Here is a 16,290-nt window from a genome sequence, read left to right as displayed (position 1 = left end):
CCGCCGTCGTCGGTCCCCTGATCAGCCGGCGCGCACGATCCGGCGCACCGAGCGGTGGCGCTGGGAGGTGATGCGGGCGCGCTCGTAGTGGGCGAGCAGCTGGTCTCCGATGGCCGCCCAGGTGCGGGACTCGACGGTCGCACGTGCGGCGCGGGCGAAGGCCGCCCGCTTGGCGTCATCGCCCACGAGGTCGCGGACGTGGTGCTCCAGCTGGCCCAGGTCGCCCGGGCGGTACAGCCAGCCGTTGCGGGACTGATCCACCAGGTCCAGGGGGCCGCCGCGGCCCGTGGCCACCACCGGGACGCCCGAGGCCATGGCCTCCTGGATCGTCTGGCAGAAGGTCTCGAACTCTCCGGGGTGCACGAAGACGTCGAACGAGGCCATGGTCCGGGCCAGGTCCTCGCCGCCCTGGAAGCCGGCGAAGTGCGCGTTCGGCAGCCTCCGGCGCAGAGCCTCCCTCTCCGGGCCCGAGCCGACGATCACCAGCCGGGAGTCCGGCAGGGCGTCCAGGCGGGCCAGGTCCTCGACCTGCTTCTCCGCTGCGAGCCGGCCGACGTAGCCGATCAGCTTCCGGTCGCCGCCGATCTCCTGGCGCCAGGCCTCGTCTCGCTTGGCGGGATCGAAGCGCACGGCGTCCACGCCCCTGCGCCACATGTGCACGCGCTGCACCCCGTGCTCGTGCAGCTGGCGGATCGCGAACGTCGACGGCGCGAGCGTCACGGTCGCGAGGTTGTGCAGCGTCTGCACGTGGCCCCACAGCACGTCCTCGAGGAACGGGGCGCCGTAGCGGGCGGCGTAGCCGGGGATCTCGGTCTGGTAGACGGCCGCGCAGGGCACGCCGAGCTGGTGGGCGGCCTGGACGCCGCGCCAGCCGAGCACGAACGGGGAGGCCAGGTGGACCACGTCAGGGGAGAAGCGCTTGAGGAGCCGGCGCACGGTCGCGGTCGGCCCCGCGGCCAGGCGGACATCGGGGTAGCCGGTCAGCGGCACGGCCGGCAGGCGGTGGACGACGAGCCCGTCCAGGGACGGATGTCCGGCGGCGTCGCCGTCGAGAGCCTCGACCGTGTGCGTCATCTGCAGCGGATCGGCGGCGGGGCAGATGACCATCGCATGATGGCCCTGGGACCGAAGATGCTCGATCACGCGGATGACGGAGTGGGTGACTCCGTTCATATGGGGCAGGAACTGTTCGGCGATGACAGCGATTCTCACGCTGTCCAGTGTGGCGCTGCACGGGGCACGCAGCGTCGCCGAGCAGTGGCCTGGCGGTGAAGCCGATGTGAACTCATGCCCGCCGTCTGTGCGGTCCGTCTCCCCGGGGACTGGCAGGCGAGCGTGAGACCATGTGCGGCGATGACCGATCGACCTGCTTCCCCGGCTTCCCCATCCGCTCCGGAGTCCTCCGTCGCCCCTGGCGGGGCCCCGGAGGAGATCCCGGCCGTCTCGGTGCCCTGGCACCGCGGCGTGCTGCCCGGGCTGGGCATCGCTGTGCCCGTGCTCGCGCTCACCATGATCGCGCTCGTGCTCTCGACCGTTCTGGGCGGCTTCGAGCATCTGCCCGCCACGGTCGCGGGCGGGCTCGGTGCGCAGCTGTGGCTGCTTTCCCTCGGGGTCCCTGTCGACGTCCTGATCGCCCCGGCGGAGGGGCTGGGAGCCGAGGGAGGCGTGGTGAGCCTGGTGCCCCTGGGCCTCAGCGCGCTCACCGCCTGGCTGTCCTTCGCGGTCGGCGTGCGCATGGCACGGGGTGCGCCCTCGGGGGCCCGGCTCGGGGCCGCGGTGCTCACCGCGGGGCTCACCCACGCCGTGCTGGCCGCCGCGGTCGCGGTCGTGGGGCGCACCCCGGCCTCCACCGCCTCCCCGCTGTGGGCCCTGCTGATCGGCGGCTGGCTCGTCTGCCTCTTCATCGCGATCGGAGCCATGGTCGAGGAGGGCTCTGCGGCCGCCCTGGTGGGGCAGCGCACGGTTGCGCGAGCACAGCGGATGCGCCAGGACTACCGGTGGGCCGGATCCTATCTCTGGGCGCTGCTGCGCGCCGGAGGCATCGGCGCCCTGTGCGCCGTGCTGGCCGGTGCGGTGTGCATGCTGCTGGCCCTGGCCACCGGGGCCGAGTCCCTGCTCGAGGCCCACCGCGCGCTCGGCACGGACATCCCCGGCGACATCGCCGTGGCGGTGCTGCACTTCGCCCTGCTGCCCAACCTCGTGCTGTGGGCCTCCGCCTGGGCCTCGGGCGCCGGCTTCGCGATCGGCGACGGCACCGCGATCACGCCGGCCGGAACCCAGGCCGAGGCACTGCCCATGCTGCCGGTGCTGGCGATCCTGCCCGGTCACGACCCGGCGCCGGGGCTGCTGGCCGCCCCTGTGCTGCTCGTGCTCGGCGGGTTCGCCGCCGGTCACTGGTTCGCCCGCGAGGGCGAGGACCACCTGGGCGAGTGGATCGCGGTGCGCCTGCCGAGCCGGTGGCTGTCCGCGCCCCTGGTCATCGTGCTGAGCTCGGTGCTGATCGGGGCGGTCGCGGGTGCGCTGATGCTGCTGCTGGGGGCGGTCTCCTCCGGATCCCTGGGACTGGGCGCCCTCACGGAGGTGGGTCCCGATCCTGCGCGCCTGGCGCTGGCCGTCGGGCTCGAGGTGGCGCTCGGGGCCCTGATCGCCCTGATCCTCAGCCCCTGGACGGACCATCGCCGTGCGGTGCGCATGGGCGCGGCAGCCGCCGAGCCGGAGGCGGGTGCTGCCGAGGACGACGAGCTGTGGAGCGTACAGGGCGAGGACGAGCGGGCTCGGCAGGAGGCGGCCTCGCGCGCCGAGGCGGACCGCCAGCGGGAGGCGCGCCGACGCGCGGAGATCAAGCAGCGTCGCCGCCAGCGCGCCGAGGCCGTGCAGGCCAAGAGGCAGCGCAGGGAGTCCGCGGACGAGCGCCGTCGGCGCAGGCGCAAGGCCGTCCGCGACCGCTGAGCCCCGGCCCTCTTCAGGAGGTCGGCCCGTTCGCCGAAGCATCCTGGGCAGAGCCCGGCAGGATCGCTTCGCGCAGCCCGTCCTCGAGCTCCTGCTGGCAGGACGACGTGCCGGCGATCGTCACCGAGCTCGACATGCAGGTGTCGTAGGCGGAGACCTGGTCCCAGAACAGCAGCCGCGCGCCGCCGCCGATCAGGCTCCACAGCCCGATGACCAGCGCGATGACCGAGGTCATGATGATCGTGGCCTTGCGCGGCGCGCGACGGATCCGCGCCAGCGCCACGACGGCCAGGATCATCCCGGCCACGGCGGCCACGAGTCCGGCCAGCGTCATCCACAGCGGCCCGGAGCTCAGCAGCATGGCCGCGCCCACCGCCAGCAGCGCGATCAGCGCGGTGCCCGCGGGCCCGCTGAGCACGCGCGGCTCCTGCTCCTCGCCGCCTGGCCCGCCGTCGCCGCCCGGTCCCGGTCGCGGGGTCGTGGGGCTCGGAGGGGGAGGTGCGGAGCTCATGGCCACGAGTCTACGGGCCGGCCTGCGCCGATCGCACCGGTGGCCCGCAGGGCCGGGCACGGGCAGACACCCGACGCCTGACGCGGCACCTGCTCGGGCGCCGCTAGGATTCCGGACATGCGCCTCGTCATCCTCCTCTCCGGCTCCGGGACCACCGCACAGGCTCTGCTCGACGCCGTCGCCGACGGCCGGATCCCCGCCGAGATCGTCGCTGTGGGAGCCGACAAGGACTGCGCCGGGCTCGAGCGCGCCCGTGCCGCAGGCGTCGAGGACTTCCTCGTGGCGCCGTCGTCGTACTCCGACCGCCCCAGCTGGAACCGCGCGCTCCAGTCCGCGGTGGCCGAGCGCGAGCCCGACCTGGTGATCCTGGCCGGGTTCATGCGGATCCTCGACGCGCAGTTCGTGGCAGCGTTCGCCGATCGCCTGATCAACACCCATCCAGCCCTGCTGCCGTCCTTCCCCGGCGCCCACGGCGTGCGCGACGCCCTCGCCCACGGGGTGAAGATCACCGGCGCCACGGTCCACCGCGTGGTCCCGGAGGTCGATGCGGGGCAGATCCTGGCCCAGACCGCCGTCGCCGTGCTGCCCGAGGACGACGAGGACTCGCTGCACGAGCGGATCAAGGCCGCCGAGCGGGAGCTGCTCGTGGACACGGTCGCCCAGCTCTCCCGCGGCTGAGCAGGGCACAGGCGCCTTCCCTCCACGGGTCCTAGACTGGTGCGCGCGCCGGAAGCGGCGCCGAGCCCCGATCCACCATCAGGAAGTGACCGTCTGTGAGCCAGAACCAGCTGGACCGCCTGCCCCTGAAGCGCGCGCTGATCTCCGTCTACGACAAGACCGGTCTGGAGGAGCTCGCCCAGGGCCTGCACTCCGCCGGAGTCTCCCTCGTCTCGACCGGCTCCACGGCCAAGCGCATCGCCGAGGCCGGCGTTCCCGTGACCGAGGTCGCCGACCTGACCGGGTTCCCCGAGTGCCTCGAGGGCCGGGTGAAGACCCTGCACCCGCGCGTGCACGCCGGCATCCTGGCCGATCGCCGCAAGGACGACCACGTCCGGCAGCTGCAGCAGCTCGAGATCGAGTCCTTCGACCTGGTGGTCGTGAACCTGTACCCGTTCGCCGAGACCGTGCGCTCCGGCGCCGGGCAAGACGAGGTCGTCGAGCAGATCGATATCGGCGGGCCGTCCATGGTCCGCGCGGCAGCCAAGAACCACCCGTCCGTGGCCGTGGTCGTGGACCCGGCCCGCTACGACGACGTCGTGGCCGCCGCCTCGGACGGCGGGTTCGACCTGGCCGCGCGCCGCCGCCTGGCCGCCGCCGCCTTCTCGCACACGGCCGCCTACGACACCGCCGTGGCCGAGTGGACCCAGAAGACGCTGCTCGCGGACGACCCGCAGGCGGACCTGGTCATGCCGCCGTACGCCGGTCTGGGCTTCGAGCGCGCCGAGACCCTGCGCTACGGCGAGAACCCCCACCAGGCCGCGGCCCTCTACCTGGATCAGGCGGCGTCTGCGGGCATCGCCCAGGCCGAGCAGCTGCACGGCAAGGCCATGTCGTACAACAACTACGTCGACGCCGACGCCGCTCTGCGCACCGTGGGCGACTTCGACGAGCCCGCCGTGGCGGTCGTCAAGCACAACAATCCGTGCGGTCTGGCCGTGGCCACCCCGGGCGCCGAGGACCCGGTCGCCGATGCCCACCGCAAGGCCCACGCCTGCGATCCGCTCTCGGCCTACGGCGGAGTGATCGCCGTGAACCGGCCGGTGAGCGAGGCCATGGCCCGCACCGTCAAGGACATCTTCACCGAGGTCGTGGTGGCTCCGGACTTCGAGCCGGCCGCCCTGGAGATCCTCACGCAGAAGAAGAACATCCGCCTGCTGCGCCTGCCGGAGGGCTTCGGCCGCGATCCGCTCGAGTTCCGTCAGATCTCCGGCGGCGCGCTGATGCAGGTGGCTGATCGCAGCCAGGCCGAGGGCGACGACCCCGCGAACTGGACGCTCGTGGCCGGTCAGGCCGCCGATGAGCAGACCATGGCCGATCTGGCCTTCGCCTGGAAGGCGCTGCGCCCGGTCAAGTCCAACGCGATCCTGCTCGCCGATGACGGCGCCACTGTCGGCATCGGCATGGGCCAGGTCAACCGCGTGGACTCGTGCCGCCTGGCGGTCGAGCGGGCGAACACCCTGGACTCGGACGGCAAGCGCCGCGCCGAGGGCTCGGTCGCGGCCTCGGACGCGTTCTTCCCGTTCGCCGACGGCCTGGAGGTGCTGCTGCAGGCCGGCGTGCGGGCCGTGGTCCAGCCCGGCGGGTCGATCCGCGACGAGGAGGTCATCGCGGCCGCGGAGGCTGCCGGAGTGACCATGTACACGACGGGGGCGCGTCACTTCTTCCACTGAGGCTCCCCGCCGCCATGAGCTGAGGCCCCCGCACCGATGGTGCGGGGGCCTCAGCTCATGGGTGCTGCGGATCAGCGATCGACCGTGGAGAGCCCCTCCAGGAACGCCTGCTGCAGCTGCTGCTCATCCGTGGCCTGGTGGTAGGTGCCGCCGGTGACGCCCGCGATCGCGCCCAGGGCGACCTGATCGGCGTCATCGGAGATGCCCAGAGTCACGATGCGCACGGGCTTGGCCGGGTCCTGCTCCCGCTCGAGCGTGCTGATGAGCTCCTCCATGCGCATGGGGCCGTCTTGGCCGTAGACCTGCTGGCCGCCGTCGGAGACCAGGATCACCGCGTTGAGCTGACCGGGCTGCCAGTTGCGCTGCTGCTCACGGAAGGCCGCGAGCGTGGTCTCGTAGAGCTCGGTCTCGCCGCCCTCCTTGTACCCGGCATCGGCGATGTCCGTCTGGAGGACCTCGCGCTGGGTGCGCCCGTCCTCCCCGTGGACCTCCTCCTCGATGCCGCGCACCGGCTGCAGCTCGATGTAGGGCTCTCCTTCAGGGCCCATGTCCTGGGAGAACAGCCACAGTCCCAGGCTGTCGCGGGCCGGGAACAGCTGTGCGCCCATGGACAGGGTGCCCATGGTGGAGTCCCAGCGGGTCTGGCCGCTGTCCTCCTCCTCGCCCATGGAGCCGGAGGCATCCACGACCACCAGCGCATTGAGGGGGGCCGACTGACGGTCGTAGGTCTCGGCCACCTGGTCGTAGGCGGCGCGATCCTCGATCTCCAGCCGTTCGGGAATCTCGATCGAGCGGTCGTCCTCGAGCGGTGCACCGTCGGCGGGGCGCAGGCCGGCATCGGCCAGGGCCTCGCGGCCCTCATCGGTCTCGAACCAGGCGGAGATCTCGTCGGCGGCGGTCTGCACGGAGTTCGAGCTCGACAGCGAGTCGCTGGTGACCATCAGGGGGTAGTCCAGGAAGGCCGTGCCGCTGTCCGGCACGCCAGCGCGCAGATCGGAGGCGGCGTCGTCATCGAGCAGGTCGTGCTCGGCCACGATCGACTGGCCGCCGTCCTGCTCGACGGCTTCGAGCAGCCCAGTCGCGTCCAGCAGCGGGGAGGAGACGTCCTGGGTCTGGGCGCGCAGCGTCAGCGCTTCCTGGGCCGCCGCGGGGTCGACCTTCTCGCTCTGCGCCTCGGCGGTCACCGCCTGCATGGCCGCCTGGGCGCCGCCGTCGTCGAGGGGATCGCCCATGCGGGCGCTGTTCTCTTCGAGCAGCTCGGTCCAGGTGCCGGGCAGGTCCTCGGAGCCGTCTGCGGAGGCCACGACGACGGGGGAGGAGGCCAGGGACGGGGTGTGCCTCTGCACCGCGTCGTCGAAGCCCGACTCATCGACGCGCCCGGAGGAGTCCGGGATCCAGAGGGGCTCGGAGAGCTGGCCGCTGCTCGCGCGCTCGGCGGTCTGCGCGCTGGACTGCTCCACGACGTCCAGGCGGACGCAGGAGTCGGCTTCGATCGGCTTCTGCTCGAGCGCCCGCGCCATCTCGGGCGTGGCCGCCACGGCGATGCGCACGGTGGATTCGCAGGAGGAGGGCGTGCCTCCGGTGCCGCCTGCGGTCACGGCCCACAGGCCGGCTCCGCCGACCACGAGCAGGCCGACGGCGCCGACGACCGCCCAGCGGCCGCCGGACTTCTTCTTCTCCGCTTCGCGCGCGGCACGGCGGGTGTCGCCATTGGGCATGGGGGTCTCCTCCCAGGGGGCGTCGCCCTCACTCCCATCGTGAGGGCGGCGGACGCGCCGACGAAGGGGACCGAGGGCAGCTGGGGTTCGTGGCGCAGGCCGTTGCATTCTGGCACGGGCCTGGGCAGCGGAGCAGGTCATGATCGTCCCCACTCCGGGGGAGACGCACGCAGAAAGGGGTCTGCTCGGTAGTACATGAATAATGATATAGGTAGAGCGCTTGCCTGCCTATCGGCAGCGGCCGGATGAGACGGAGCCGGCACGGCCGAGGCGCTCCGTGCACGTCCGCGCATCATGTCAGCGCGCTTTGTGATGCGCTCCGGGTGAGCCAGACTGAGGGGGTGATGGAAGAGCAGAGCAGCGCCCCAGCAGACGATCCTGCGCCGTCGGAGGCCGCCCAGGGGCCGTCCGCGTCCAAGGGCCGGGCGCCCACCATCTACGACGTCGCGCGGAGGGCGGGAGTCGCTCCCTCGACCGTCTCCCGCGCGTTCGCCCGCCCGGGACGCGTGTCCTTCGAGACCGCCGAGCGCATCCGCTCCGCGGCCGATGAGCTCGGCTACCGCGCCCGCACGATCACTCGGCGCACTGATGCCCGCGAGGGCACCCGCATGATCGCCCTCGTGCTCAGCGACATCTCCAACCCCGTGTACTTCGATCTGCTGCGGGGGGCCGAGGAGGCCGCCGCCGACGCCGACTACACGATCGTGCTGGCCAACTCGCAGGAGACCGTCAAGAAGGAGCAGGAGGCGCTGGGGCGGGTCCTGCCGCTCGTGGACGGCGTCCTGATGGTCTCCTCCCGCATGTCGGACTCCGCCGTGCGGATGACGGCCAAGCAGAAGCCCACGATCATGCTCAACCGGGCCGTCTCCGGGGTGGTCTCCGTGGTCACGGACAACGCCATGGGCACCCGTCGGGCCGTCGAGCACCTGGTCTCGCAGAACATCCGGGACATCACCTACGTCGCCGGGCCGGAGGCCTCCTGGACCGACGGCATGCGATGGCGGGCCGTGCGGGAGACCGGGGCGGCGCTGCACGCGCGCATCCACCGGCTGGGGCCGGTCGCTCCCACGATCGCGGGCGGCAGGGCCGCAGCGCTGAGCTGGATGGAGCACCGCACCTCAGGAGTGATCTGCTACAACGACCTCATGGCGGTGGGGTTCGTGCGCACCCTGCAGGAGCACGGGCTCTCGGTCCCGCGCGACGCCGCGGTGATCGGATACGACAACATCATGCTGCTGCCGTACGTCTCCCCGAGCATGTCCACGATCGCCGCCCCCGTGCACGCGATCGGCGCCACGGCCACGAAGAACCTCGTGGCCATGATCCGCGGAGCCCAGCCGACCTCTAGCCGGCCCCTGGTCCTGCCGAGCAAGCTCGTGGTGCGCCAGTCGAGCCGTGTCGTGGAGACGCCGCCGGCACGGCTCCGCTGAGCCCGCACACCCCGAACGCTCGTTCCGGATAGGATCGGGCCATGCCCAGGGTCAGCGATCAGTTCCGCGCCGCACGTCGTCAGGCCGTCGTGGAGGCGGCCTCCGCGTGCTTCTTGGCCCACGGCTACCGCGGCGCCTCGATGCATCAGATCATCGCGGCCACCGGCCTGTCCGCCGGAGCGCTCTACCATCACTTCCCCGGCGGGAAGGCGGAGCTGGTCGCCGAGTGCGTGCGCACGGGCCTGGACAGCGTCCTGGAGGCCATCTCCCCGGCGGACCCGCGCACCGAGCAGACGCAGGACGGGTTCCAGCCGGACGCCTGGCTCGTGAGGTCTCTCGAGCAGCTGGCGGGCTCGCCGCGGCTGGCCCGCCCTGCTGCTGATCACCTGGGCCGAGGCTGCGGTGGACCCAGCTGTCGCCGAGCTGATGGGCGCGCACCAGGAGTCGCTGCGCTCGGCGATCGACCGCGTCTTCGCCGACTGGGCCGTCGCCGAGCTGGGGCTGGCGGAGGCCAGCGCCCGACAGTGGGTCGAGATGTTCTCCCAGGCGGTGCTGTCCGTGCTGCAGGGCTGGGTCGTGCAGTCGGCGCTGCTGCCGGGCTTCGACCACGAGGCCTACCTGGACTACGCCCGCACCCTCGTGGCCTCCGACGAGGGCTGAGCAGACCCGGCCCCGCAGCGCCGTCCTGCGCGTACTGTGAGGCCATGGATCCTCAGCAGCAGCCCCTGCCCGTGCCCACCCTGCTTCCGTGGAAGGGCCGTCTCCCCGACGTCGCCGACGACGCCTTCATCGCCCCCACCGCCGTCCTGATCGGCGACGTGGCGGTCGGGCCCGGCAGCGGGGTCTTCTACGGCACGGTCGTGCGCGGGGACCGCTCCGCCCTGTGTCTGGGGGAGGGGTCGAACCTGCAGGACAACTGCACCGTGCACTCCGATCCGGAGCACCCCTGCACCATCGGGGACCGGGTCTCGGTGGGCCACGCGGCGGTGCTGCACGGCTGCACCGTGGAGGACGACGTCCTGATCGGCATGAGCGCCACCGTGCTCAACGGGGCGGTGATCGGCACGGGATCGCTGGTGGCCGCCGGCGCCGTCGTGCTCGAGGGCACCGTGGTCCCGCCCGGCAGCCTGGTGGCCGGCGTGCCTGCCAAGGTGCGTCGCGAGCTCACGGACGAGGAGCGCCAGGCGGTGCGGAGCAACGCCGCCGAGTACCTCGAGCTCTCGCGGCGCCACCGCAGCCTCCAGCACGAGGCCTGAGCCGACCGGCTGGACGACGAGAGGGTGCCGACGCTCCTGGAGCGTCGGCACCCTCTCGTCGCAGTGCTCGCCGTGCGCCCGTCGCGAAGGGACGGACGCACGGTGCGGCTCAGGCGCTGCCGGTGCGCTGTCCGATCGCCACGGAGATCCTCTGGCCCGCCTGGAGCGTGTACTCGGAGCCGTCGACGTGGATGGTCACCGGATCGGCGCCCTTGGAGGAGCCCTCCACCTCCAGGACCTCGTGGTCGATCCTGACGCTGAGGACCTGCCCGCGGTACAGGACCCTGAAGCTGACGTCGTGCAGCTGCGGCGGCAGGTGCGGGCTGAACTCGATCCAGTCGCCGCGCACGCGCAGGCCGGCGTAGGCCCGGGTCACGACCTCGACCGAGCCCGCCATGGCACCCAGGTGGATGCCCTCGCCGGTCGTCCCGCCCTGGGTGTCGTCCAGATCGATGACCAGCGCGTCCTGGAAGGAGGCCCAGGAGCGGTCCGGATTGACCCAGGCCTGCACGGAGGCGTTGACCACCTTGGACAGAGACGACCCGTTCGACGAGCGCTGGATGTAATAGTCCACGGTGCGCTGGATGACGTCGTTGTCGACCTCGTAGCCCATGCGCCCGAGCTCCTCGATCACGCCCTCCGGGCCCAGCAGGTAGACCAGCATGATGGTGTCGGCCTGCTTGGAGAGCTTGTAGTTGTTCGTCATGTCGCCCTCGTTCTCCAGCAGGAGGTCCAGGCGGCCGATGTTGCGGTACTTGCCGCGGTAGAAGTCCCAGTCCAGCTCATCGAGGGAGTCGTAGCCGTCGTACTGGGAGATCGTGCCGTCGGAGTTGAACGGCACCGCGAGCTTCTGCGAGACCTCGTGCCAGTGCTCGGCCTCCTCCGCGGTCACGCCGAAGCGCGCCGAGAGCTCCTCGCGCTGGTGCTCGACCATGTCCTGGAAGATGTGCGCCGAGTGGCGGAACAGCCACGCGGCCAGGACGTTCGTGTACGCGTTGTCCTTGAGACCGCCCCCGTGCTGGCCGCGGGGGCCGTCGTGGTACTCGTCGGGGCCCATGACGCCGCTGATGTGGTAGCGGCCGTCGGCCTCGTCGTACTCGGCCAGGGAGTCGAACAGGCGCGTGATGCCGATGATCAGGTCCGAGCCGTGGCCCGAGAGCCAGTCCAGGTCACCGGTGGCCTCGTAGTACAGCCACGCGTTGTAGGCGATGGCCAGGCCCACGTGGAACTGCCGCCACGAGTTGTCCGGCAGCCAGCGCTGCGAGTGGTGGTTGAACAGCTCGGGCGGGGTCTCCTCGCGGCCGTCCGAGCCCGACTGCCACGGGAAGGCCGCTCCGCGCAGGCCGAACTGGGTCGCGCGGTGCTGCGCCTCCGCCAGACGGCGCCAGCGGTAGGACAGCAGCGAGCGGGTCACGTGCGGCTGGTGCAGCGAGATCACCGGCAGGATGTAGAGCTCGTCCCAGAAGATGTGGCCGCGGTAGCCCTCGCCATGCAGTCCGCGGGCCGGGACGCCGGCATCGCGCAAGGACATGTGCGGGGCCAGCGTCTGCGCCGTGTGGAACGTGTGCGTGCGCAGGGCCAGCTGGGTCAGCAGGTCCTCAGGGCGCTTGTCGATCTCCTCGTCCAGGGCGACGTCGTAGCGGCGCCACAGCTGCTCCCACTCGACCACATGGGCCTCGAGCAGCTGGCCGAAGTCCTGCGGGTTGCGGTTCAGCTGGGACAGGGCGCCCTCGCTCGGGGAGCCGATCGCGGCGTCGCGGCTGGTGACCACCGCGGTGGTCTGGGCCACGGTGACCGGCTCGCCCTTGCGCAGCGCGATCTGGAGGCGGCGGAACTCCGTGCCGCCGGGGCGGATCTCGCGGCGGGCGCGCACGGAGGCGGCCCCGTCCACGTGGGTGCGCTGGGCCGTGGCGATCTGGATCTGCGACTGGTTGGTGCGCACGAGCGACAGCAGCGTCTCCTGCTCGTCCGCCAGCGTGGTGGACTCCTCGAGCACCAGGTGGTGCGAGTTCAGCTCGCGGTACTCCTTGACGCCGTCGTTGACGACGCTGGGGTCGATGCCCGTGCGCACGTGGATGCGCCCGGTGAAGTTCTGCGACTCGAAGACGGTCTCCTGCGCGCCGATGTGGCGGTGGCGCAGGGAGACCAGGCGACGCTGGATGACCTTCAGCACGGCACGCTCACCGGACTCGGCCGGGTCGCCCTCGCGATCCGTCAGCGTCATGGTGCGGGTCAGCAGGCCGCGGCGCAGGTCGAGCTCGGTGCGCTCGTCGGAGTAGTCCAGACCGCCCTCGGACAGCCACGTGCCGCCGGCGATGCGCACGTCCAGGGTGGTCCAGTTGGGGACGTTGACCATGGACTCGTGCTCGACGTCCCGGCCGTTGATGTGGCTGACCACGCGGTTGAACACGCCGGCCAGGTAGTTGCCCGGGCTGTGCACGCCGTCCTGGGAGCGCTCGCTGTGGGAGCCGCGCACGCCCATGTAGCCGTTGGACAGCGTCATCAGGGTCTCGCGGCGGGCCTGCACGGCCGGGTCGAAGCCCTCGAAGACGAGCTTCCACGGGTCGTCGCGGCGCGCGCCGAGGTCCAGCTCGCCGACGTCGTTCAGCACGACGTCCGCGCCGCCGCGGTAGAGCGCCTGGCGGTCGCCATGGCGGGCGATGCCCACCACCAGTCCGAAGCCGCCTGCCGCGCCCGCCTGCACGCCGGCCACGGCGTCCTCGACGACGACCGCATCGGCCGGGTCGACGCCGAGCTCCTGGGCGCAGCGCAGGAAGGTGTCCGGGGAGGGCTTGCCGGGCAGGCCCTCGGCCTGGGCCATGGCGCCGTCGACGATGAAGTCGAAGAGATCGGCGACCTCGGCGCGCTCGAGCACCATGGTCGAGTTGCGGGAGGCGGTCACCAGGCCCACGGGGACCTCGCCCTCGCGAAGGCGGCGGATCAGTTCGATCGTGGCGTCGAAGACGCGGACGCCCTTCTGCTCGAGCGCGGCGTTGAAGTAGTCGTTCTTCAGCGCGGCCTGGCCCTGGACGGTCCACGTGCCGGGGGCCTCGTCGTCCGAGCCCTCGGGCAGGAAGGCCCCGCGGGAGGCCAGCAGCGTGCGGATGCCGTCCTCGCGGCGGCGGCCGTCGACGAAGTCGCGGTAGTCCCGGGAGATGTCGAACTCCCGGCGGTCGATGGTGCCGTCGGACTCCAGGGCCTGGAGGCGATCATCCGCCAGGAGGGCGTCGAACAGCGACTTCCAGGCGCTGGCGTGGACGGCCGCCGTATCCGTCACCACGCCGTCCATGTCGAAGATCACAGCGGCAAAGGTGGTCCGCAGGCGGTCCGCGGAGCTCTCGGCGGCGGGGCCGTCGGGATGGATCTGCTCGAGCGATGCGGTGAAGGGCGATTGCGGAAGGGCGTTCACGGGCACTCCTGAGGGTCCTGCGCTGGGCCCGAGTCGACCGGCAGACAGACCGGCGATGCTCAGGATCAGGGCGCGGCGGTGCGTCTGGCTGGAGGACTTCCTGCCGGTCGTCGGCGAGCAGCGCCGTGCGCATTCGCTTGCCGACGGAAGCAGGTCCGGGGCAACCCTACCGGCGAGAGGGCCTCGGCGCAGTCCCTGCGGACGTGTCGGGATGTGCGCACTTCGGGTGCCTCGAGCAGGTCGTGCCGCCGGGCTCGGAACACGATGAGCCGCAGCACTAGAGTGGATGAGAACGTTCAGGACCGTCCGTGCCAGATGAGGAGCCACGATGAGCCCCAGTCGTCCCAGCATCACCGATGCGCCGCTGTCCGAGGTGGACCCGGAGGTCGCCGCTGCGATCACCGCCGAGGTCGGTCGTCAGCGCGACACCCTCGAGATGATCGCCTCCGAGAACTTCGCCCCCCGCGCGGTCCTCGAGGCCCAGGGCTCGGTGCTGACCAACAAGTACGCCGAGGGCTACCCCGGACGCCGCTACTACGGCGGCTGCGAGCACGTCGACGTGGTGGAGAACCTCGCCCGCGACCGCGCCACGCAGCTGTTCGGGGCCTTCCACGCCAACGTGCAGCCGCACTCGGGCGCCCAGGCCAACACGGCGGTCATGGCGGCCATGATGCAGCCCGGCGACACCCTCATGGGCCTCTCGCTGGCCCATGGCGGGCACCTGACCCACGGCATGAAGCTCAACGTGTCGGGCAAGCTCTACGACATCGCCCCCTACGAGGTGGACCCCGAGACCCTGGTTCTTGACATGGACAAGGTCCGCGAGCAGGCCGTCGCCGCCCAGCCCAAGGTGATCGTGGCCGGCTGGTCCGCCTACCCCCGCCAGCTCGACTTCGAGGCCTTCCGCTCGATCGCCGATGAGGTCGGGGCCACCCTGTGGGTCGACATGGCCCACTTCGCCGGTCTGGTCGCCGCGGGTCTGCACCCGAACCCCGTGCCCCACGCGGACATCACCACCTCCACGGTCCACAAGACCCTGGCCGGACCCCGCTCGGGCGTCATCCTGACCACGGAGGAGTGGAAGAAGAAGGTCGACTCCAACGTGTTCCCGGGCCAGCAGGGCGGACCGCTCATGCACGCGATCGCGGCCAAGGCCGTGGCCTTCAAGATCGCAGCCTCCCAGGAGTTCCGCGAGCGGCAGGAGCGCACCCTCGAGGGCGCGCGCATCCTGGCCGAGCGCCTGACCGCCTCCGATGTCACCGAGGCAGGCGTCTCCGTGCTCACCGGCGGCACCGACGTCCACCTGGTGCTCGTGGATCTGCGCGAGTCCGAGCTGGACGGCAAGCAGGCGGAGGATCTGCTGCACGAGGTCGGCATCACGGTCAACCGCAATGCGGTGCCGTTCGACCCCCGCCCGCCCATGGTCACCTCCGGCCTGCGCATCGGCACCCCGGCGCTGGCCACGCGCGGCTTCGGCGCGGCCGAGTTCGAGGAGGTCGCCGACATCATCGCGACCGCCCTGAAGCCCGGTCCCGACGTCGCCGCCCTGCGCGCCCGCGTCGACAAGCTGGCCGCCGACTTCCCGCTGTACGAAGGGCTCGAGAACTGGTGAGCGCACAGATCCTGGACGGCCGCGAGACCGCACGGCAGATCAAGAAGGAGCTCGCCGAGCGCGTCGCCGCGCTCGGCGAGCGGGGTGTGGTCCCCGGGCTCGGCACGGTCCTGGTCGGCGACGACCCCGCCTCGCACTCCTATGTGGCGGGCAAGCACCGCGACTGCGCTGAGGTCGGCATCACCTCGATCCGCCGCGACCTGCCGGAGGACATCTCCCAGGAGGACCTCGAGGCCGAGATCAGGGCGCTGAACGAGGACCCGGCCTGCACGGGCTACATCGTGCAGCTGCCGCTGCCGAAGCATCTGGACACGAACCGGATCCTCGAGCTCGTGGATCCGGACAAGGACGCCGACGGCCTCCACCCCACGAACCTGGGGCGCCTGGTGCTCAACGTGTCGGATCCCATGGACTCGCCGCTGCCCTGCACCCCGGCCGGGATCGTGGAGCTGCTGCAGCGCCACGGCGTCGAGCTGCGCGGCAAGGAGGTCCTGGTGGTGGGCCGCGGCGTGACGGTCGGACGGCCGATCGGGCTGCTGCTGACGCGCCGGGAGATCAACGCCACCGTCACGCTGGCCCACACGGGCACGCAGGACCTGGACTCGCTGCTGGCCCGCGCGGACGTCGTCGTGGCAGCCGCTGGTCAGCCGCACATGATCGGCGCCGAGCAGATCAAGCAGGGCGCGGTCCTGCTCGACGTCGGAGTCTCCCGAGTGGAGGACCCGCAGAAGGGCAAGAAGGTCCTCACCGGAGACATCGAACCGGCCGCAGCCGAGCGGGCCTCCTGGATGTCGCCCAACCCCGGCGGCGTCGGGCCCATGACCCGGGCCATGCTGCTCGTCAACGTGGTCACGGCCGCCGAGCGGCTGGCGCAGCAGGGCTGAACGTCGGCGGGGCGCGGCCGTGCTCGTCCCGCGAGGCCTCACGAGACAGGCCCCTCGGTGCGCTCGGCGCACCGAGGGGCCTGTCCGATTGCCGAGGGACCGCGGGACGAGGATCCGCCGGGGGCGAGAGC

General features: G+C 71.9%; 12 protein-coding genes and 1 pseudogene. 9 read left to right on the top strand and 4 right to left on the bottom strand.

Annotated features, from left to right (window positions below; genetic code table 11):
* Window positions 1–21 precede the first annotated feature (21 nt).
* The gene (locus tag FFS25_RS04425) at window positions 22–1,212 is read right to left on the bottom strand and encodes a glycosyltransferase family 4 protein (protein WP_137802072.1); all 1,191 of its coding nucleotides are present in this window, start codon (window positions 1,210–1,212) and stop codon (window positions 22–24) included.
* Window positions 1,213–1,353: 141 nt separating this feature from the next.
* Between FFS25_RS04425 and FFS25_RS04420 the strand changes: the two genes are divergently transcribed.
* Window positions 1,354–2,949, top strand: coding sequence for a cell division protein PerM (locus tag FFS25_RS04420; protein WP_137802071.1), 1,596 nt, complete (start codon window positions 1,354–1,356; stop codon window positions 2,947–2,949).
* 13 nt (window positions 2,950–2,962) lie between these two features.
* On the opposite strand, the gene FFS25_RS04415 is transcribed toward FFS25_RS04420, so the two are convergent.
* Window positions 2,963–3,460, bottom strand: coding sequence for a hypothetical protein (locus FFS25_RS04415; RefSeq protein WP_137802070.1), 498 nt, complete (start codon window positions 3,458–3,460; stop codon window positions 2,963–2,965).
* A 117-nt stretch (window positions 3,461–3,577) separates the two neighbouring features.
* Here FFS25_RS04415 and purN point away from each other — a divergent pair, with 117 nt between their 5' ends.
* Entirely contained in the window at window positions 3,578–4,138 is a 561-nt protein-coding gene (gene purN, locus FFS25_RS04410; protein ID WP_137802069.1) for a phosphoribosylglycinamide formyltransferase, read from the top strand.
* A gap of 95 nt (window positions 4,139–4,233) precedes the next feature.
* Complete coding sequence (gene purH / locus FFS25_RS04405) at window positions 4,234–5,850, top strand: bifunctional phosphoribosylaminoimidazolecarboxamide formyltransferase/IMP cyclohydrolase (protein ID WP_137802068.1); 1,617 nt, start codon at window positions 4,234–4,236, stop codon at window positions 5,848–5,850.
* Window positions 5,851–5,921: 71 nt separating this feature from the next.
* On the opposite strand, the gene FFS25_RS04400 is transcribed toward purH, so the two are convergent.
* Entirely contained in the window at window positions 5,922–7,568 is a 1,647-nt protein-coding gene (locus FFS25_RS04400; RefSeq protein ID WP_171004096.1) for a substrate-binding domain-containing protein, read from the bottom strand.
* A 344-nt stretch (window positions 7,569–7,912) separates the two neighbouring features.
* Here FFS25_RS04400 and FFS25_RS04395 point away from each other — a divergent pair, with 344 nt between their 5' ends.
* From FFS25_RS04395 to FFS25_RS04385, 4 genes and pseudogenes are all read left to right on the top strand, one after another.
* Window positions 7,913–8,998, top strand: a complete 1,086-nt coding sequence (locus FFS25_RS04395) for a LacI family DNA-binding transcriptional regulator (RefSeq protein ID WP_137802066.1) — start codon at window positions 7,913–7,915, stop codon at window positions 8,996–8,998.
* 41 nt (window positions 8,999–9,039) lie between these two features.
* A pseudogene (locus FFS25_RS13995) lies at window positions 9,040–9,168 on the top strand (TetR/AcrR family transcriptional regulator); the annotation flags it as partial.
* A gap of 232 nt (window positions 9,169–9,400) precedes the next feature.
* Window positions 9,401–9,658: a hypothetical protein gene (locus tag FFS25_RS13700; protein WP_249933777.1), complete on the top strand. Its 258-nt coding sequence runs from the start codon at window positions 9,401–9,403 to the stop codon at window positions 9,656–9,658.
* 44 nt (window positions 9,659–9,702) lie between these two features.
* Entirely contained in the window at window positions 9,703–10,254 is a 552-nt protein-coding gene (locus tag FFS25_RS04385; RefSeq protein WP_006215520.1) for a gamma carbonic anhydrase family protein, read from the top strand.
* A 109-nt stretch (window positions 10,255–10,363) separates the two neighbouring features.
* On the opposite strand, the gene FFS25_RS04380 is transcribed toward FFS25_RS04385, so the two are convergent.
* Window positions 10,364–13,663, bottom strand: coding sequence for a beta-phosphoglucomutase family hydrolase (locus FFS25_RS04380; RefSeq protein WP_137802065.1), 3,300 nt, complete (start codon window positions 13,661–13,663; stop codon window positions 10,364–10,366).
* Window positions 13,664–13,991: 328 nt separating this feature from the next.
* Here FFS25_RS04380 and glyA point away from each other — a divergent pair, with 328 nt between their 5' ends.
* Together glyA and FFS25_RS04370 are read left to right on the top strand one after the other, a co-directional pair.
* Window positions 13,992–15,275, top strand: a complete 1,284-nt coding sequence (gene glyA / locus FFS25_RS04375; protein ID WP_058871416.1) for a serine hydroxymethyltransferase — start codon at window positions 13,992–13,994, stop codon at window positions 15,273–15,275.
* Window positions 15,272–16,159, top strand: a complete 888-nt coding sequence (locus FFS25_RS04370) for a bifunctional methylenetetrahydrofolate dehydrogenase/methenyltetrahydrofolate cyclohydrolase (protein ID WP_058871415.1) — start codon at window positions 15,272–15,274, stop codon at window positions 16,157–16,159. Before glyA ends, FFS25_RS04370 begins: the two co-directional genes overlap by 4 nt.
* The last annotated feature ends 131 nt before the right edge of the window (window positions 16,160–16,290 follow it).

Source organism: Kocuria sp. 2SI (assembly GCF_005502825.1).
In the GTDB taxonomy this organism is placed as follows: Bacteria; Actinomycetota; Actinomycetes; order Actinomycetales; family Micrococcaceae; genus Kocuria; species Kocuria palustris.
The sequence above is the reverse complement of the archived record's forward strand: the minus strand, read 5'-3'. Positions and strand labels throughout refer to the sequence as shown.

What these genes read in the sequence shown, in the direction of transcription:
- FFS25_RS04420 (WP_137802071.1), top strand. Translation starts at nt 1,354, where the DNA reads ATGACCGATCGACCTGCTTCCCCGGCTTCCCCATCCGCTCCGGAGTCC.
- FFS25_RS04415 (WP_137802070.1), bottom strand. Translation starts at nt 3,460, where the DNA reads ATGAGCTCCGCACCTCCCCCTCCGAGCCCCACGACCCCGCGACCGGGA.
- purN (WP_137802069.1), top strand. Translation starts at nt 3,578, where the DNA reads ATGCGCCTCGTCATCCTCCTCTCCGGCTCCGGGACCACCGCACAGGCT.
- FFS25_RS04400 (WP_171004096.1), bottom strand. Translation starts at nt 7,568, where the DNA reads ATGCCCAATGGCGACACCCGCCGTGCCGCGCGCGAAGCGGAGAAGAAG.
- FFS25_RS04395 (WP_137802066.1), top strand. Translation starts at nt 7,913, where the DNA reads ATGGAAGAGCAGAGCAGCGCCCCAGCAGACGATCCTGCGCCGTCGGAG.
- FFS25_RS04385 (WP_006215520.1), top strand. Translation starts at nt 9,703, where the DNA reads ATGGATCCTCAGCAGCAGCCCCTGCCCGTGCCCACCCTGCTTCCGTGG.
- glyA (WP_058871416.1), top strand. Translation starts at nt 13,992, where the DNA reads ATGAGCCCCAGTCGTCCCAGCATCACCGATGCGCCGCTGTCCGAGGTG.